This is a genomic window from Aeromonas sp. 603404, from assembly GCF_049171775.1.
In the GTDB taxonomy this organism is placed as follows: domain Bacteria; phylum Pseudomonadota; class Gammaproteobacteria; order Enterobacterales; family Aeromonadaceae; genus Aeromonas; species Aeromonas veronii_A.
On record NZ_JAAKPE010000007.1, the window covers coordinates 145,774 to 164,039 of the forward strand.

Consider the following 18,266-nt stretch of genomic DNA (forward strand, 5'->3'; position numbering starts at 1 on the left):
GTGGAAGCCTGTTCATGCGAATTCTGATTGTTGAAGACGAAAAAATTCTGGCTGGTCAGCTGGCCGAACAGCTGCGCCTCTCCGGCTTTGTCACCGACCTCTGCCACGACGGCAACGAGGCCGGTTTCCTCGGTGAGACCGAACCCTATGACGCCATCATTCTCGACCTCGGCCTGCCTGGGCGCGATGGCCTGAGCGTGTTGAAGGAGTGGCGCAGCAAGGGAATCGATACCCCGGTGCTGGTACTGACCGCCCGTGGCCAACTGCACGAGAAGATCGAGGGGCTCAATGCCGGTGCCGATGACTACCTCACCAAGCCGTTCCAGGTGGCCGAGCTGGTGGCGCGGGTGCATGCGCTGGTGCGCCGGGCGGCAGGCAACGCCAGCTCCGTTCTGGAGATTGGCGGGGTACGGCTCGATATGGCGGCTTCCCAGGTGTGGTACGAAGGGACCCCCATCAAGCTGACCGCCCACGAGTTCCGGGTGCTGGGTTACCTGATGCAGCATCGGGGCAAGGTGGTGTCGCGCAGCGAGCTGATCGATCACATCTACGCTCAGGATTTCGACCGTGACTCCAACACAGTAGAGGTGTTCATCGGCCGGATCCGCAAGAAGACCCATCCCGACTTGATTGAGACAGTGCGTGGTCTCGGATACCGGATCAACGAATGAGGCTGGTCCGAACCCTGCGGGGGCGGCTGCTTGCCATTGCGCTGGTGTGGTGCGGGCTGTTCCTGTTCGCCACCGGCTTCAGCCTGCAGACCATGATGCGCAACTACTGGCAGGAGGCAGAGGCTGACGGCTTGCGCCTGCAACTCTACGATCTGCTCTCCCGGCTGGAGGTGGAGAAGAGTGGTCTGCCTGTGGTGATCGAACCGATGGCCGATCCCCGTTTCAGCCAACCTTACTCCGGCTACTACTGGCAGCTGGAACTGGGGGAAAATGTGGTGGGCCGCTCCCGATCCCTGTGGGACACCCATCTGGTGAGCCGTGGCCTCAAGTCTGCCTTTGGCGATCCTGACCTCTTTTTTGGCAAGGGCCCCAACAAGGAGCCGCTGCTGATCATGACCCGCACCGTGCTGTTGCCCGGTTCGGATCGGGTCTTTACCCTGGTGATGGCCAAGGACAGCAGCACCCTGATCCAGACCCTGAAGAAAACTCGCATCAGCCTGTTCCTCGGTCTCGGCTTTGCCGCCGCCGGTCTGGTGCTCGGCTTCATGTTCCAGATCGTCTATGGTTTGCGGCCGCTGCATCTGCTGCGCCGTGAACTGGGGCGGGTTCACGAGGGTCATCAGGAGGGATTCCGGCTGCGCTATCCGCTGGAGATCCAGCCGCTGGTTGAGGATATCAACCGGCTGCTGCACCACTACGGCGAGCTGCTGCAGCGTGCCCGTGCCCACACCGGCAATCTGGCTCACGCCCTCAAGACGCCGCTCAGCATCATGCGCAATCAGGTTGCCCAGTTGCCGCCGGAGGATCAGGCCGCCATCGGCGAGCAGCTCGACCAGATCCAGCGCCATATCGACTATCACCTCGGTAAGGCGCGGGTGACCGGCGCCGCCAAGATCCTCGGGGTGTCGACCCCGGTGCGGGCGCGGGTGGAGTATATCTGCCGCGCCTTCTCCCGCCTCTATCCGGGCAAGACGGTGGATCTGCAAGTGCCCGCCAATCTGGCGGTCGGGGTGGAGGAGCAGGACTTCGACGAGATGGTGGGCAATTTGCTGGAGAACGCCTTCAAATGGTCCGCCAGCGAGCTGCGTATCTCCAGCGCCGAGCTGGGGGGCTGGATCACCCTGCGTATCGAGGATGACGGCCCCGGCATGAGCGAGGATCAGATCGCCAAGGCGGTGCTGCGCGGGGTGCGGCTCGACGAGAAGGTGCCGGGTTCCGGTCTCGGTCTCAACATCGTCTCCGATCTGGCGGAAGCCTATCGCGGCAGCTTTATTATGGGCCGCGCCGAACTGGGCGGGCTGGCCGCCTCCCTCTCGTTGCCCAAGGTGGCAAGGGTCGAGAGCTAGGCATAAGATATGGCATTTGTTTTAGCCTGAGGAAGAGAACCATGACCGACGATCCGTGGGCCCTGTGCCATCTTGACGATTCATTCGATGCCTCTGTACTGGGGGTCAAGGGCGCCCAGATCCAGTGGTTTGAAGATCGGGATGGCCTGATTGCCTATCTGCTGGAAGATTTTGTCGACCTGCTGGCCGATGTGGGCGAACTGGACGAGGAGCAGACCGAGCAGGCGCGCGAGCGCTTCACCCTGCTGGTGGAGCAGAGCTTCGACGATCGCACCCTGATGGATGCCATCAACGATCTCGCCTCTGGGCTGCGCCGCATCGCCTGGTTGGGGCCGCTCTCGGAGCTGGCCGAGATCAGCGACGAGTTTGCCTCCGGCCTGCGCCGCTATTTCTGGAGCCAGTACGACGGGGATGAAGATGACCCGGACGCCTGGGTGCCGGAAGAGCTGTGGCCGCAGCTGGTGGAGTGCGCGCAGGAGTATATGGAAGAGGGGGATTTTTAAATCCGTCCGGACTATGTGTGCTCTTTGGCAGACAGATAAAGAAACGGCGCCTTGATGGCGCCGTTTTTATTGGGTGGCAATCGCCTTAGCCGTTGGCCGGTACCGCGTGGGCGGTGTTGGCCAGCACCGGGCCAGTGTACTTCTCGATCTGCAGCTGGGCCATGTGGCCGCAGTTGCCCTGCGCCAGACTGGACGAGCCTTCGTCGAAGGTGAGGCAGTTGACGTTGCCGTTCTTGCAGATGCTGCCCGCTTCGCCCGGCTTGGCCGGGTCATACCAGGCCCCTTCGCAGATCCGCACCACCCCTTGGCGCACATCCTCGGAGAGCAGGGCGCCCACCAGGATCTGGCCGCGCTCGTTGAAGGCGCGCACCAGATCCCCCTGGGCGATGCCACGAGCCTTGGCATCCAGCGGATGGATCATGATCGCCTCGCGGTCGGCGATGGCGAACTTGTCTCGCAGCGGAGTGTTGTCGAGCTGGGAGTGCAGCCGCTGGGTCGGGTGGGAGGTGTTGAGCGACAGTGGATAGCGCGCCGCCACCTCGCTCTTCACCCACTCCTTGGGCTCATACCACTTGGGATGGCCGGCACAGTCGGCATAACCCATCCCCGCCACCGTGTTGGAGAAGATCTCGATCTTGCCGGACGGGGTGCCGAGCGGATTGAGCAGCGGATTCTCGCGAAAATCGGCGTGACGGATCCACTGGCGGTTGGCCTCGGGGATCGGGAAGCGGATGTAGTTGTTGGACTCCCAGAACATGTTGAACGGCGGCAGCGCCACGCGGGCGCCGCGGGCCTGCGCCGCCATGCCGTCGTACATCTGCTTGAGCCACAGCATCTCGTCCTTCCCTTCGGTGTACTGCTCCTGCACGCCCAGCTTGGCGGCGATGGCGCTGAAGATGTCGAAGTCGTTGCGGGACTCGTGCTGGGGCGGGACGCACTGGTGCATCGGGAACACATAGCGCTGAGAGTAGTCGCCGCCCATCTCCAGATCGTTGCGCTCGTAGCTGGTGGTGACCGGCAGCACGATGTCGGCGTGTTTGGCGGTGGCGGTCCAGTAGGGCTCGTGAACGATCACGGTCTGCGGCTTGCGCCACGCCTGCAGCAGGTTGTTGGTGTCCTGATGGTGGTGGAAGGGGTTGCCGCCCGCCACGTAGACCAGCTTGATGTCCGGATAGGTCACCTTGCGGCCGTTGAAGTCGATGGTCTTGCCCGGGTTGGCGAGACAGTCGGCGATGCGCGCCACCGGGATCGGTGCCGGGCTGTTCTTCGGTGCGTTGCCGGCGGAGATGCCCGCCAGAATGCCGCCCTTGGCGGTGGGGCTGCCACCGGAGGAGTAGTGGTAGCTGAAGCCGTAGCCGCCGCCCGGCAGGCCGATCTGGCCCAGCATGGAGGCCAGAGTGACCAGCATCCAGTTCGGCTGTTCACCGTGCTGCTGACGCTGCATGCCCCAACCGGCCATGATCATGGTGCGCTTGGCGGCCATGTCGAGGGCCAGCTGGCGGATCACCTTGGCATCGACGCCGCATACAGTGCTCGCCCACTCGGCGCTCTTCGGCTGACCGTCATCCTTGCCGAGCAGATAGGCGAGGAACTTGTCGAAGCCGACGGTGTAGCGATCGAGGAAGGCCTGATCGTGCTTCTTCTCGCTGTAGAGGGTGTGGGCCACACCCAGCATCATGGCCACGTCGGTGTAGGCGTTCGGGGCAATCCACTCGGCGCCGACCAGCTTGGCGGTCTCGTTGTAGACCGGATCGATGCTGATGACGCGGGTGCCTTTTTCTTTTAGCGCCTTGAAACCGGCCTGACCTTCGTGATCCGGCATGTTCCAGCTGTTCTTCAGGGTGACCTGAGCATTGACCCCCCACAGCACCACCAGTTCGGCGTTTTCCACCACGTTGGGCCAGGCGGTCTGCTGTTCGTACACCTCGATGGAGCCCATCACGTGGGACATGATCACCTGAGCCGCACCGGTGGAGTAGTCACCGGCATAACCGGTGAAGCCGCCGGAGAGGTTCATCAGGCGGTGCAGCAGGGTGCGGCTGTTGTGGAACATGCCGACACTCTTCCAGCCGTAGGAACCGGCGTGGATCGCCTGCGGGCCGAAGTCAGACTGGACGCGCTGGATCTCGCCGGCCACCAGTTCAATGGCTTTCTCCCAGCTCACCCGCACCCACTCGTCGGCGCCGCGCAGCTCCGGCTTGGCGCCCGGGCCGTGCTCCAGCCAACTCTTGCGTACCATGGGGTATTTGATGCGGTTCTTGGCGTGGACTTGGAACGGCGCCATGTCGATGAGATCGTTTGGCGCCGGATCATCGGCCACCGGCTGGACGCGCACCATGCGGCCATCTTCGACGATCGCCTCGAAAGCACCCCAGTGGGCGCCAGTCAGAATGCCCTTCTGGGCGGGCACCAGGGTCGGGAACTGACTCAATGCGGTGCTGATGGCTTGCGCCAGCGCACTCTTGGGAAAAATGCCGCCGAGCAGGGGCAGGGCTGCGCAGGCGCCGAGCCCCTTGAGCAGGTTGCGGCGGGACAGATTGGTCTTCTTGTCATTGAAAAAAGTCATAACGGTTTTCCTCTGTGCCAGCCTTAGTGGGCCGCGCTCATGTCACTGGCGTGTTTCTGGACATACTGGGTCAACATGCGAGCCTGTTCCGGGGTCAGGGAGGTACGAGATTCCATCCCCTTGATGACGCCGATCCACTGGTTGGCATTGAAGTGATCCAGCGCGGTGAGGCCGTGGCAGCCGGTACAGTTGTTGGACATCAGGGTGGAGGCGTATTGCCACAGCTTGCCCTGATCGCCGATGAGCTGGCTTTGGTCGACCCAGGCGGTCAGCTTGACCTGATGCCAGGTGAGGTTGGTGGCGCTGTCGGTTTCGCTCTGGCCGGTGACCAGTGCTTTCTTGGCGGCATCGCCGACCAGTACGCTGAGGATCCGTTTGCCCGGTGCGGCGTAGAACACTTCGCTCACACCATCCTGTTGCCAGCCTTCGATCTGCACCTTGGCGCGGCCGTTTTCGTTGGCCAGCACTTCCACCTTGGTGGAGGGCATCAGGGTGCCTTCGTCGGTCTTGGCGGCAGCATCGAGGAACAGCGGGGTGGTGGCGATGGCGTAACGGGTGGTGACGTTGGCCGGGGTCTGGGCCGCAGCCTGCGCCAGCTCGCTGGCACCGGCGGCAGCCAGGCCGCTCATGTCAGGCATGATGTGAGCGACACCGCGGTGGCAGTCGATACAGGTCTGGCCTTCCTTGATGGCGACCGGGTGCTCGGCACGGGCATTGGGGCGCTGGGCCAGAATGTCCATCGCCTCGTAGCTGTGGCAGCTGCGGCAGGTGGCGGAGTCGTTGGCTTTCAGCTCGTCCCAGACGGACTGGGCCATCCGCAGCTTGTGGGCTTCATACTTTTCCGGGGTATCCAGGGTGCCGATCGCCTCGTGATAGATATCCTTCACGGCGCGGATCTTGGTCCACAGGTAGGAGGTGGGGTCGCCCGGGATGTGGCAGTCGGCGCACTCGGCGCGGATTCCCTTGGTGTTCTGGAAGTGGACACTGCCCTGATACTCGGCGAGCGGAGTCTGCATGGAGTGGCAGGAGACGCAGAATTCGGTGGAGCTGGTCTTGTGCAGCACGGTCACGGTGACACCCAGTGCCGCGACACCCAGCAGGGCCCCGAGCAGCAGGAGCCAGAACCAGGTTTTTCTTATCAGTTTTCCAATCATGGCGGCGTTTTCCTACGGTCAATAATTACCTACATAGTACTAGTCCAATAGTAGTAGTAATGACAGGGATAAGGCGTTGACCTCCATCATGGTTTATATTTTTGATTGTTGTCACATCTTGTCTTTTGTTTTGTTTTTGACGTATTTATCGAATTAAATTCATTTGTTTTCTGTTTTATTTATTTGTGCACTTTCCGCGACAGCTGTTAGCCCCCTCGCAAAACCCCACAAGATTCGCTGATATAGTGAGCAGTGAGCCTCAACGGAGTGTCGCTGATGAGCCCTTTCTCACTGCTGTGTGTCGCCGCCAACGTGCAACTGCTGGCCGAATTCGAACAGGAGTTGGCTCCGCTGCTCGGCCATTTCGCGCTGGTGGTGGTAGTCGGTCAGGGGTCGGCGGAGCTGGCCTTGGACGAGCTGGATCGCAAGGGGCAGCCACCCGCCGTGGTGGTGTGTGACAGCGAGCTGGGGGATGGGCGAGGGGCCGATTTTCTGATCCGCCTCGGCAGCCGTCACGAGGCGTGCCGCAAGATCCTGCTGGGCAGCCAGCCGGAGATGAAATCGATCATCGAGGCGGTGAACCTCGGTCGTCTCGACTACTACCTGCAACGCCCCTGGCGCGATGGCAGCCTGCGCCGGGCGGTGATCGAGCAGGCGAGCCACTTTGTATTGCAGCGTCCTGAGGCGGACCTGCTGAGCTATGCCGCCGTGCTCGACAACCAGAAGCTGCTGCGAGCCCACGTCGATCGCCAGTTGGCTGCCTATCGGCAGGGCTTTATGGATTACACCCACTGCAGCGATGAAGAACTCTCCCGGGTGGTGATCGACGGCCTCTACCAGTTTTTCGATGGCAATGACGAGGAGCGGGTCTGTCGCCACTACAGCCCGGGCCATGTGCTGACCCGCGAGGGGGAGCCCAACAGCTTCCTCTGGTTTATCGCCAAGGGGGAGGTGGTGCTGCGCAAGCGGGACGAGCAGGGGATCGATCAGGAGGTGGTGCACTACCGTACCGGCTCGCTGGTGGGGGGCATGTCCTTCGTGACCGGCGAACCCGCCTTCACCACCGGCGTGACTCTGACCGGTGCCGAGGTTATCAAGCTCGACAAGCTGCAATTCTCCCGGGTGATGCAGGCGCGCAGCGAACTGCTCCCCTCCTTTACCAACCTGCTGCTGCGTCACTTCAACCGTCGCCTGCAAAACAGCATCCGTACCGAGATGCGGCTGCAACAGACCCTCAACTCCCTTGATGCCGCTCACGCCCAGCTGGTGGAGAGCGAAAAGATGGCGATGCTGGGTCAGCTGGTGGCAGGTGTCGCCCACGAGCTGAACAACCCGGTGGCGGCCATTATCCGCGGTAGCGAGACCCTGCGGGCCGCCATCCCCGATCTGGTCAATCTCGAACTACCTGCCCCCATCAAGGGTCTGGGCAACCAGACCCTCTGTCAGGCGCTCTCCTCCCAGCCGGTCTCGACCAGCGAGATCCGTGACAAGACCCGGCTGGCGGAGGGGCGCTTTGGCGATCGTCAGCAGGCACGGCTGGCGGTGCAGATGAATCTGGATGACGAGCTGAACTGGCAGCGCTGGTTTGCCAGCCGCACTGCCGACGAGCGGGAGGCGCTGCTTTCCCGGCTGGAGCTGTTCCAGCAGACCGGCAGCTTCCTGCGCAATATCGAAGTGTGTGCCCGTCGCATCGGCGATCTGGTCAAGAGCCTCAAGCAGTATGCCCGGCAGGATCGGGCCGAGCCCTCGCTGGTAGACCTGCACGAGGGGCTGGAAGATACCTTGATGATTTTCGAAAACCGCCTCAAGCATCATGAGCTCTGCAAGGAGTACCAGCCGTTGCCGCTGGTGCGCTGTCACCCCATCGCCCTGCAACAGGTGTGGACCAACCTGATCGCCAACAGTCTGGATGCCATGAGCTGCTCGGGGCGACTCACCATCCGCACCGGGCTGCTGGATCCCGAGTGGGTCATGGTGGAGATCGAGGATAGCGGTTGCGGCATCGAGCCCGAGCTGTGGCAGCGGATCTTCGATCTCAACTTCACCACCAAGCGGGAGGGCCATTTCGGCCTCGGTATCGGTCTGAGCGTCTCGCTGCAGATAGTTCAGCAGCACCACGGCCGGATTGAGGTGGACTCGGCGCCGGGCCGCTACACCCGGATGCGGGTCTGTCTGCCGCTGGATGGCATGGGGCAGGCCGGTTACGGGGGCGAACCTCATCACAACAAGGAGCATGCGGCCTGAGCGGTGGCCAGCATCAATCGCGCGGCGTGCCAAACCATGTCGCCAAGGAGGAGCAATGAACAAACACTATCTGATCCTGTGTGTGGACGATGAGCGGGAGGTGCTGGATGCGGTGATCCATGATCTCGCCCCGTTCCGTTCCCACTTCGAGCTGGAGGCGGCTGAGAGCGTCGATGAGGCGCGTGCGGTGGTGGAGGAGTGGGAGCGCGACGGCAACAAGCTGGCGCTGATCCTCTGTGACCACATCATGCCGGGAACCCTGGGGGTCGATTTTCTGGTAGAGCTGAACCGGCGAGCCTCCACCCGTGCCAGCCGCAAATTGCTGCTGACCGGACAAGCCGGGCTGGAGGCCACCGTCGAAGCGGTCAATCGCGGTGGGTTGCACTACTACCTCGCCAAGCCGTGGAAGCTGGAGACCCTGCAAGAGGCGGTGCGCGAACAGCTGACCGACTACCTGCTGGCGGAAGATGGCGAAAATGCCTTCCACTATGCGCCGCTGCTCAATCAGGCGCGGCTGTTTGCCGCCATCCACGATCACCCGTTCGACGAGTAGGGGCAGTTGGGCTTTCGCGGTGGCAGTTGTATACTGTCTGCATATACAGTATTGCAGGTAGCCACCGATGCGACTCTTTATCGCCGAGAAGCCCACGCTGGGCCGCGCCATTGCCGATGCCCTGCCCAAGCCCCACAAGAAGGGCGACGGTTTTATCGAAACAGCCCAAGGGGATGTGGTCACCTGGTGTATCGGCCATCTGCTGGAGCAGGCCGAGCCCGATGCCTATGACGCCGCCTTCAAGCAGTGGCGGATGGAGCATCTCCCCATCATCCCCGCCCAGTGGCAGCTGGTGGCCAAACCCAAGACCAAAACCCAGCTCACCGTCATAAAACGGCTGATCAAGCAGGCGGACTGCGTGGTCAACGCCGGTGACCCGGACCGGGAAGGGCAGTTGCTGGTGGACGAGGTGATCGACTTTCTCGGCTACCCGAAAACCAAGCCGGTGCAGCGCTGCCTCATCAGCGATCTCAACCCGCCTGCGGTGCGCCGTGCCCTCGAGAAGCTGCGGGACAACAAGGAGTTCGTGCCGCTGGCGGTCTCGGCGCTGGCCCGCAGTCGGGCCGACTGGCTCTACGGCATCAACATGACCCGCGCCTATACCTTGCTCGGGCGCAAGGCAGGTTGCAGCGAGCTGCTCTCGGTCGGTCGGGTGCAGACCCCGCTGCTGGGGCTGGTGGTGCGGCGGGATCTCGAGATCGAGGCCTTCGTCCCCAAACCCTTCTACGAGGTGCTGGCCCATCTTCTGACCGATAGTAACGAGCGCTTCACCGCCAAGTGGCTGCCATCGGAAGCCTGCCTGCCGTGGCAGGATGAGGAGGGGCGGGTGCTCAATCGGGCGCTGGCCGACAAGGTGGTGAGCAGGATCAACGGCCAACCCGCACAGGTTGAATCGGTGGAGGAGCAGGCCCGCAAGCAGGCGGCGCCGCTGCCCTACAACCTCTCCAGCCTGCAGATCGATGCCGCCAAGCGCTTCGGCATGGATGCCAAGCGAGTGCTCGACATCTGCCAGAGCCTCTACGAGCGCCACAAGCTCATCACCTATCCGCGCTCCGATAGCCGCTATCTGCCGACCGACCACTTCAAGCGGTCCGAGCAGGTGCGCGGTGCCATCGCCGCTACAGCGCCTGCACTGGCCAAGGCGGTGAGCGAGGCTGATGGCAAGATCCGCAGCAAGGCGTGGAACGATAGCAAGGTGGATGCCCACCACGCCATCATCCCCACCGAGAAGCAGGGCAACCCCGCCACACTGGGGGCCGACGAGGCGAAGCTCTATGGCCTGATTGCCCGCCAGTATCTGCTACAGTTCTATCCCCCGTTCGAATACAACGACAGCAAGGTGCTGCTGCGCATCGCCGGTGGCCTGTTTCAGGCCAAGGCGCGGCGAATCCTCAAGGCGGGCTGGAAGGCGCTGCTCGGAGTGGAGGAGGATGACGACGAAGAGAAGGCGGGCACGCTGCCTGCCCTGAAAGAGGGAGAGCAACTGCTGTGCGAGCGGGGCGAACTGCAGGAGAAGATGACCCAGCCGCCCAAGTCGTTCACCGATGCCACCCTGCTGGCGGCTATGACCGGCATCGCTCGTTATGTGCAGGATCCCGAGATCCGCAAGACCCTGCGCGACACCGATGGCCTCGGCACAGAAGCGACCCGGGCGGGTATCATCGACCTGCTGTTCAAGCGTCGCTTTCTGGTGCGTCAGGGCAAGAGCATCAAGGCGACCCCGACCGGGCGGGCGCTGGTACAGGCGCTGCCTGCGACGGCCACCACGCCGGATATGACGGCGCTGTGGGAGCAGAGCCTCGGCCAGATCGCCGAGCGCCACGGCAGCTATCAGCAGTTTATGGGGCCGCTCACCGAGCAGCTCAACGGTCTGATCGAGGGGGCGCGGCAGGACTCCGGCGCCAGCTTCAGCGCCCTGCCCAAGGAGGCACCGAGGGCCGGCAAGCGGCGTTTTACCAAGCGCAAGACTGGCGGGCCCCGACCGCGCAAGACGACCAGCAAGCGCCAGACCAGTGCTGCATAACGAAAAAAGGCGCCCATCCTGGGCGCCAAAGGCATTGTTGTCAGGCTGCCTGAGTGGACAAGCTGGCACGGATCCTGTGCTGGTAGTGCAGAACCACACCGAGAAACACCAGGTCCTTGAACAGGAAGAACTCGGTGACTGGCACGCCGTCAACCATCTTCCAGACACCTGTCAGAGTCAGCAGGAAGCTCAGCGTCGCCAGGAAGGTGACGATAGCCCCCATGCTGCACCAGTAACCGATGCGAGGTTGCCACAGACCCACGACCAGCCCGATGGCGATCACTATCTCGACCACCCCGATCAGGTTCGATACGCTCTGTTCCGACAGGGGGCCATAGAGCCAGCTCATCAAGGGGTGGCTGGCTACCAGTGGTTTGATGGCGGCTGCCTCTGTCGGGGTAAACTTGAAGACGCCGATCCAGAGCAGGGTCAATACCACGCCCGCCAGAGCGACCAGAAAGCCTTTGTCATGTTGCTGCATGGGGGCTCCTTGTTTAAGGGGTCAGAGTGACGGGCGGGAAGTCGATCTCGGTCGCCGCCAGGTGGTTGCCATAGTTGGTCAGGGTATTGACCACCACCTGGCCGAGCACCTCCAGCAGCAGCTCGTCATCTACGCCTGCGGCACGGGCGCTAGCAAGCTGCTCGTCACTGATCACCCCGCGCTGACTGACCAGCGCTGTTGCCAGTTGCAGCAGGGCGTGATCAAGGGGAGCCGAGGCCTGGCCGAGCCGGGCAGCCCGGATCTCCTGGGCCGAGAATCCGGCCTTGCCCGCGAGCAGTGTGTGGGCAGACAAACAGTATTGGCAGGCGTTGGCTTGACCTATGGCCAGTGCCAGCAACTCCCGTTGTGGGGCAGTGAGACGCCCCTTGCCAAGCGCCTCGGCAAAGGCCAGGAAGCCATTGAGCAGGGCTGGCGAGTGGGCCAGGGTAGCGTAGAGGTTGGGCACCATACCCAGATTGCGTTGCAGGGTGGCCAGGGTCTGGGCAGCTGCGGGTTGCGGTTGGGATACGGGTTGGATACGGCTCATGATCTTCTCCTGTGGTAGTGAAGGTACGGGAGACAGTGTGCCGTCATTCGTGATACGGTTTATCACTCATCGTCTGCAAATAAATACTATTAGTCTCAAATATGGATCCGCTCTCTGCCCTGTTGGTTCATGCCTCCCCCGAAGCCAAGATCTTCTTCGCCGGCAACCTGTGCCAGAACTCCTCCAGTGATGATTACCCGAGTGGCGGACATCTTCATCTGCTGCGCAGCGGTGCCGTCATGCTGCGTGAAGAGGGGGGAGCCAGCTTGCTGCTCGAGGAGCCGACTCTGATCCTGTTCCCTCGGGGACGTCCTCACAAGCTTGAACCCAGAACTCTGGGGGGTTGTGATTTGGTGTGCGCCAATGTCGTATTCGGCAAGGGGGGATCATCGCCGTTGCAACTGGCATTACCGGGCTCGCTGGTGCTGCCGCTACGTGAGTTGCCTGTCCTGACGCCGGTGCTGAGTCAGCTGTTTGACGAGGCGTTTCACCCCCGCTACGGGCAGGATCCGCTGATCTCCCGCTTGCTGGAGGTACTGTTGATCCTGCTGCTGCGTCATCTGGTCGAGCAAGGGGTGTGTCAGCAGGGGATGCTGGCAGGTATTTCCGATCCCCAGTTGGCCAAGGCGATCTCGGTGATGCATCAGCGTGGGGATGAACCCTGGACGGTGGCCACGCTGGCGCGGGAGGCCGGCATGTCGCGGGCCCGCTTTGCCGCGAGGTTTCAGGAGCGGGTCGGTCAAGCGCCGCTTGGTTATCTGACCCGCTGGCGCATGGCGTGCGCCTGCCAGCAACTGCTGGCGGGGGAGCCCATGGTGCAGGTGGCGCTGGGTGCGGGGTACAGCAGCAGTGTCGCCTTTGGTCGGGCATTCGAGCGGGAGCTGGGGGTGAGCCCGGGGCGCTGGCTCAAGGCGCAGCAACAAGCCGAATAAAAAAACGGGGCAGCCAATGGCTGCCCCGTGTTCATGGCTGGTCAGCCGGTATAGACGTTCTCTTCCGGATAACGGATGCGGGTCTCGACTGGGCGGGCCAGCATAAAGGCCAGGGTCAGGGGGCCGAGACGGCCGCAGATCATCACAAGCACCAGGATCAGCTTGCCCGGCTCGCTCAGGGAGGCGGTGATGCCGGTGGAGAGGCCGACGGTGGCAAATGCCGAGATGGTCTCGAACATGATTTTGTCGAACGGCAGATCCTCGGTCACCATCAGCAGGAACATCGCCAGCATCAGCACCATGGTGCTGACGATGATGATGGCCAGCGAGCGGGTCACGATCTGGGGCGACAGGGTGCGGCCAAAAGCGGTGACATGGGGCCGTTTGGTCAGAAACGCCTTGGTCGCCAGTAGCACCACGGCGAAGGTGGTGACTTTGATACCACCACCGGTCGAGGTGGCACCGGCACCGATAAACATCAACATCATCAGGAACAGCAGCGCCGCCGGGGTCATCAGCCCGATATCTATGGTATTGAAACCGGCGGTACGGGCACTGGCAGACTGGAAGAAGGCAGCCAGCAGCTGGCCACCGACACCGGCCTTGCCGAGGGTGCCCGGGTTGTTGTGTTCCAGCAGCCAGAACATCAGGGTACCGGCCAGCAGCAGTGCCGGGGTCATCAGCAGCATCAGCTTGCTGTGCAGCTTGAGCTTGCGCCAGCGGCGGTTGCGCACCAGATCGACGATGACGGTAAAGCCGATCCCCCCCAGGATCAGCAGACCGGCGATGGTCAGGCTGATGATGGGGTCGTCCCTATAGTCGATGAGGTTGTTGGCAAAGAGCGAAAACCCGGCGTTGTTGAAGGCCGATACTGCGTGGAAGAAGCTGACATAGAGGCCGTGCACCCACCCCATCTCGGGCACCCAGCGGATCGCCATGATGCCGGTGCCGATCAGCTGGGCGATAAAGGCGAACAGCACGATCCGTTTGACCAGCTGGATGATGTTGACCGAGCCCTCCTGTCCCAGCGCCTCCTTGGCCAGTACCTGCTGGCGTAGGCCGACCCGTTTGCTGAAGATGGCGATCAGCAGCAGGGTCATGGTCATCTGGCCCAGACCGCCGATCTCCATCAGCATCAGCAGGAAAATCTGCCCCTGCAGGGTGAAGGCGGTGCCGGTATCCACCACGCCAAGACCTGTCACGCTGATGGCCGAGGTGGCGGTAAACAGGGCGTTGACGAAGGTGACCTCGCCATTGTGGCTGGAGGGTTGCACCAGAAAGATGGTGCCAATCAGCAGAATGATCAGAAAGCTGCCGAGGATCAGCCGGGCTTCGCTCCAGCGAGAGTCCTGCTCCCGATGGAGGGCGAAGGCGTAGCTGCTGCGCCAGTTGATCATAGGGTTTCGAGCCAGTGGTCGATGGCGTGCTTGTTGCCCGCCAGGATCAGGATGTCGCCCAGTTGCAGCTCCATCTTGCCGGTCAGCACGTTGTGCAGCACGTCACCACGCTTGATGGCGAGCAGCTGGAAATCGCTCTGTTGCAGCAGATGGAAGTCGCCTAGTTCCCGGCCGTTCTGTTGCAGGCCAATCACGAACTCGGTCAGCACCATGTCGTGGCCCAGCTCCAGATAGTCGAACAGCCGGTTGTCCAGCATGCTCTGGGCGACCCGGCGGCCCATGTCCCACTCCGGGTTGATCACCTTGTCGGCGCCCACTTTCTGCAGGATCTTGGCGTGGAACTTGTCGCGCGCCTTGACCCACACCTTCTTCACGCCCGCCTCTTTCAAGACGAGGGTGGTGAGGATGCTGGTCTCCAGGTTGTCACCGATGGCAACGAAGACGATATCGAAATTGGCCAGTCCCAGCTCGGCCACGGTGGCCTCATCGGTGGCGTCGGCCACGATAACGTGATTGCAGAGGGCGGCGATTTGCCGGGTCTTGCTCTCGTCGATATCGATGGCCAGTACTTCGGCATCTTGCCGTTGCAGCTCTTCGCACAGCGCGCTGCCAAACAGGCCCAGGCCGATGACGGCAAACTGGTTGTTCATGAGTTATTCCTCAGCAGTTGAAGTCGCCTACTCTAAACCACTGCTATTCCCCCGAAAAGGGCTCGGGTTTTTCGTCATGGGGCAACTTGAGGTAGACTGCGCCCTTGCACCAAGCCGGGATAGACCGATGAAACTGAATGCCAACGCCTCCTTGTTGAAGCTCAACACCCTTGCCCTCGATGCGTATTGCCTCTGGCTGGCCGAGGTGGAGCAGGTTGCCGATCTGGCGACCCTGCGTGCTGATCCACAACTCAACCAGTTGCCTCGCCTCAATCTGGGCGGCGGCAGCAATATGCTCTTCACCACCGATTTTCTCGGTCTGGTGGTGCTCAACCGGCTCAAGGGGATTACCGCTGAAGATGGTGGCGATCACTGGTTGCTCCATGTGGCGGCCGGTGAAGATTGGCATCAGCTGGTGCGCCATACCTTGCAACAGGGCTGGTTCGGGCTAGAGAATCTGGCGCTCATTCCCGGTACGGTCGGTGCCGCGCCGGTGCAGAACATCGGTGCCTATGGCGTTGAGCTGGCCGACTTCTGCGCCTATGTCGAGGCGTTCAACTGGCAGAGTGGCGAGATTGAACGGATCGCGGCGGCAGAGTGCCGCTTCGGTTATCGCGACAGCATCTTCAAACACGAGTATCAGGATTCCCACCTGATCACCGCCGTCGGGCTCAAACTGCCCAAGGCGTGGCAACCGGTGCAGGGCTATGGCCCACTGGCTGCGCTCGGTGACGCGCCTTCGGCGCAGGCCATCTTCGATACCGTCTGTGCCACCCGCATGGCCAAACTGCCGGATCCTGCGGTGCTCGGCAATGCGGGCAGCTTCTTCAAGAATCCGGTGGTGCCTGCCGCGCTGGCGGAGTCGCTCAAGTCGCGCTATCCGCAGATGCCCTGCTATCCGGCCGGAGAAGGGCAGTCCAAGCTGGCGGCGGGCTGGCTCATCGATCAGTGCGGTTTGAAAGGTTTCGCCATTGGCCGTGCCGCTGTTCATCAGGAGCAGGCGCTGGTGCTGGTCAATCTGGGGGGCGCCAGTGCCATGGAGCTGATCGCGCTGGCGGCCCATGTCCGCGACTGCGTGGAGCAGACGTTTGGCGTGGTGCTGGAGCACGAGGTGCGCTTTATGGGCGCGCACGGTGAAACCTGGCTCGACGAGGTGCTCTCATGACGTTGACTCCCATCAGACAGACCCTGATCACCCTGCTTAGCGACGGCCAGTTTCACTCCGGCGAACAGTTGGGCGAGCAGCTCGGCATCAGCCGGGCGGCGGTGAGCAAACACATGGCGGCGCTCAAGGAGCTGGGGCTGGATCTCTTTAGCCTGACCGGCAAGGGCTACCGGCTGGCGGTGCCGATGGCGCTCTATGATCAGGCCACCTTGCAGGCACTGGCCCCGATGGCGCCGGTGCACTGTTTTCCGGTCATTAGCTCGACCAACCAACACCTGCTGGATCGGGTCAATGAGCTGCGCTCTGGCGAGAGCTGTCTGGCCGAGTGCCAGACAGCCGGGCGCGGTCGTCGTGGCAAACCCTGGATTTCGCCGTTTGGTTGCCAGCTGATCCTCAGCATGTACTGGCGACTCGAACAAGGCATGGCGGCGGCCATGGGGCTGAGTCTGGCGGTCGGCGTGGCAGTGGTTGAAGCGCTGGAGTCCCTTGGCTATCAAGGCGTCGAGCTCAAGTGGCCGAACGACCTCTACTATCAGGGCCGCAAGCTGGCGGGCATTCTGGTAGAGATGAGCGGTAGCGCCGGGGCCAGTTGTCATCTGGTGATCGGCATCGGTCTCAATCTGGCGATGCCTGCCCGCGAAGGTGAGAAGATTGATCAGGCCTGGGCCGAGCTGCGCCACATCAATCCCGAGCTGGTCGATCGCAATCAGTTGGCGGCCCGGATGATTGTCCATCTGCAGCGGGCGCTGCACACCTTTGAGCAGCAGGGGTTGGCAAGCTTTGTCGATGAGTGGAATCGGCTCGATCACTTTGCCGGTCGCCCGGTGCGCCTGCTGATGGGTGATCAGGAGATCCGCGGCATCGCCCGTGGCATCGACGATCGCGGCGCCCTGCGGCTGGAGACGGAGGAGGGCACCAAGTTCTATCTGGGGGGCGAACTCTCCCTGCGCCGGGGCGACTGAGGTTCAGCAAGGCCGCTCATGATACCAAATAGAAGAGGGGGCCCGCGGGCCCCCTCTTCGTTATCCGGCAACAGCTGTCATCATTTGCGCAGCTTGATCTGCTCGATGGCGTGTTCATGGCCCTTGGTCATGATCAGGTTGGCTCGCTCACGCGTTGGTAGGATATTTTCTTGCAAATTCAGATAGTTGATATCTTGCCAGATGTTGCTGGCGATCTGGGTCGCCTCACTCTCCGCCAGCTTGGCGTAGTTATGGAAGTAGGAGTCGGGATCCGAGAAGGCGCCGCTGCGGAATTTCAGGAAGCGTTCGATATACCAGGTACGCAGCAGTTCGGCATCGGCATCCACATAGATGGAGAAGTCGACAAAGTCCGACACGAAGACCCGATGGGGCTCCTGAGGGTAATCCATGCCGCTTTGCAGCACATTGAGCCCTTCCAGGATCAGAATGTCCGGCTGCTCCACCACCTTCTTCTCATCGGGAATGATGTCGTAGATAAGGTGGGAGTAAACCGGCGCTTCGACCTTCTCGTGACCAGCGCGGATGTTGGCGACAAACTCCACCAGATGGCGGATGTCGTAGGACTCAGGGAACCCCTTGCGGCGCATCAAGCCGCGCTCTTCCAGTACCTTGTTGGGATAGAGGAAGCCGTCGGTGGTGACCAGCTCCACCCGCGGGTGCTCCGGCCAGCGCTCCAGCAGGGCCTGCAGAATACGGGCCGTGGTACTTTTGCCCCCCGCCACGCTGCCGGCAATGCTGATGATATAGGTGCCCTTGCCGCGGGACTGGCCGAGGAACTGCTCCAGCACCCGGCTGCGACGCTGTTTGGCTTTGACATAGAGATTGAGCAGGCGGGAGAGAGGCAGATATATCTCTTCCACTTCCCGCAATGACACCTTCTCGTTGATCCCGCGCAGGGTCTGCAGATCGTGTTCGGTCAGGGTCAGGGGGACCGAATCGCGCAATAACGCCCATTGTTCGCGGGTGAATTGCAGATAGGGATTATGCTCTGTCGTCATGGTGTCATCACTGTTTCTTGGGCACGGCGACCATACACCAAGGGTGGGGGAGC

16 protein-coding genes are annotated in these 18,266 nt (G+C 62.1%); 9 read left to right on the forward strand and 7 right to left on the reverse strand.

What is annotated here, in order from left to right:
* Positions 1 to 14: 14 nt before the first annotated feature.
* From G5306_RS11855 to G5306_RS11865, 3 genes are read left to right on the forward strand one after another with little or no spacing between them, the layout of a single operon-like run.
* Complete coding sequence (locus G5306_RS11855; protein ID WP_005341873.1) at positions 15 to 671, forward strand: response regulator transcription factor; 657 nt, start codon at positions 15 to 17, stop codon at positions 669 to 671.
* Complete coding sequence (locus G5306_RS11860) at positions 668 to 2,017, forward strand: sensor histidine kinase (RefSeq protein WP_216952239.1); 1,350 nt, start codon at positions 668 to 670, stop codon at positions 2,015 to 2,017. The genes G5306_RS11855 and G5306_RS11860 overlap by 4 nt, the downstream gene beginning before the upstream one ends.
* A gap of 41 nt (positions 2,018 to 2,058) precedes the next feature.
* Positions 2,059 to 2,520, forward strand: coding sequence for a hypothetical protein (locus tag G5306_RS11865; RefSeq protein WP_216952238.1), 462 nt, complete (start codon positions 2,059 to 2,061; stop codon positions 2,518 to 2,520).
* Between the two features lie 85 nt (positions 2,521 to 2,605).
* Here the strand turns inward: G5306_RS11865 and torA are convergent, their stop codons facing one another.
* A complete protein-coding gene (gene torA, locus G5306_RS11870; RefSeq protein WP_421312910.1) occupies positions 2,606 to 5,086 on the reverse strand; it encodes a trimethylamine-N-oxide reductase TorA in 2,481 nt (826 codons plus the stop codon).
* Between the two features lie 23 nt (positions 5,087 to 5,109).
* Positions 5,110 to 6,240, reverse strand: coding sequence for a NapC/NirT family cytochrome c (locus G5306_RS11875; protein ID WP_005339847.1), 1,131 nt, complete (start codon positions 6,238 to 6,240; stop codon positions 5,110 to 5,112).
* Positions 6,241 to 6,516: 276 nt separating this feature from the next.
* On the opposite strand from G5306_RS11875, the gene G5306_RS11880 reads away from it, so the two are divergent.
* The 3 genes from G5306_RS11880 (at position 6,517) to G5306_RS11890 (ending at position 11,060) form a co-directional block, all read left to right on the forward strand.
* Positions 6,517 to 8,484: an ATP-binding protein gene (locus G5306_RS11880; protein ID WP_421312911.1), complete on the forward strand. Its 1,968-nt coding sequence runs from the start codon at positions 6,517 to 6,519 to the stop codon at positions 8,482 to 8,484.
* Between the two features lie 55 nt (positions 8,485 to 8,539).
* Positions 8,540 to 9,037, forward strand: a complete 498-nt coding sequence (locus G5306_RS11885; RefSeq protein WP_005341867.1) for a response regulator — start codon at positions 8,540 to 8,542, stop codon at positions 9,035 to 9,037.
* A gap of 67 nt (positions 9,038 to 9,104) precedes the next feature.
* Entirely contained in the window at positions 9,105 to 11,060 is a 1,956-nt protein-coding gene (locus G5306_RS11890; protein WP_421312912.1) for a DNA topoisomerase III, read from the forward strand.
* A gap of 40 nt (positions 11,061 to 11,100) precedes the next feature.
* Here the strand turns inward: G5306_RS11890 and G5306_RS11895 are convergent, their stop codons facing one another.
* A complete protein-coding gene (locus G5306_RS11895) occupies positions 11,101 to 11,541 on the reverse strand; it encodes a DUF417 family protein (protein ID WP_005357613.1) in 441 nt (146 codons plus the stop codon).
* 13 nt (positions 11,542 to 11,554) lie between these two features.
* Positions 11,555 to 12,088 carry a carboxymuconolactone decarboxylase family protein gene (locus G5306_RS11900; RefSeq protein WP_139412137.1) on the reverse strand — a complete coding sequence of 178 codons (534 nt, stop codon included), beginning with the start codon at positions 12,086 to 12,088 and terminating at the stop codon, positions 11,555 to 11,557.
* A 101-nt stretch (positions 12,089 to 12,189) separates the two neighbouring features.
* On the opposite strand from G5306_RS11900, the gene G5306_RS11905 reads away from it, so the two are divergent.
* Positions 12,190 to 13,020, forward strand: coding sequence for an AraC family transcriptional regulator (locus G5306_RS11905; RefSeq protein WP_227341802.1), 831 nt, complete (start codon positions 12,190 to 12,192; stop codon positions 13,018 to 13,020).
* A 41-nt stretch (positions 13,021 to 13,061) separates the two neighbouring features.
* On the opposite strand, the gene G5306_RS11910 is transcribed toward G5306_RS11905, so the two are convergent.
* On the reverse strand, positions 13,062 to 14,417 hold the full coding sequence (locus G5306_RS11910) for a TrkH family potassium uptake protein (protein ID WP_005339856.1): 1,356 nt from the start codon (positions 14,415 to 14,417) through the stop codon (positions 13,062 to 13,064).
* Positions 14,414 to 15,067 (reverse strand): potassium channel family protein, encoded by a 654-nt coding sequence (locus G5306_RS11915; protein ID WP_005339863.1) that lies wholly within the window; start codon positions 15,065 to 15,067, stop codon positions 14,414 to 14,416. Before G5306_RS11915 ends, G5306_RS11910 begins: the two co-directional genes overlap by 4 nt.
* 127 nt (positions 15,068 to 15,194) lie before the next feature.
* Between G5306_RS11915 and murB the strand changes: the two genes are divergently transcribed.
* Positions 15,195 to 16,232 carry a UDP-N-acetylmuramate dehydrogenase gene (murB, locus tag G5306_RS11920; RefSeq protein WP_216952231.1) on the forward strand — a complete coding sequence of 346 codons (1,038 nt, stop codon included), beginning with the start codon at positions 15,195 to 15,197 and terminating at the stop codon, positions 16,230 to 16,232.
* Complete coding sequence (gene birA / locus G5306_RS11925) at positions 16,229 to 17,194, forward strand: bifunctional biotin--[acetyl-CoA-carboxylase] ligase/biotin operon repressor BirA (protein WP_118854372.1); 966 nt, start codon at positions 16,229 to 16,231, stop codon at positions 17,192 to 17,194. The genes murB and birA overlap by 4 nt, the downstream gene beginning before the upstream one ends.
* An 80-nt stretch (positions 17,195 to 17,274) precedes the next feature.
* Here birA and coaA read toward each other — a convergent pair whose 3' ends face one another.
* Entirely contained in the window at positions 17,275 to 18,213 is a 939-nt protein-coding gene (coaA, locus tag G5306_RS11930) for a type I pantothenate kinase (RefSeq protein WP_005339877.1), read from the reverse strand.
* Positions 18,214 to 18,266 lie beyond the last annotated feature (53 nt).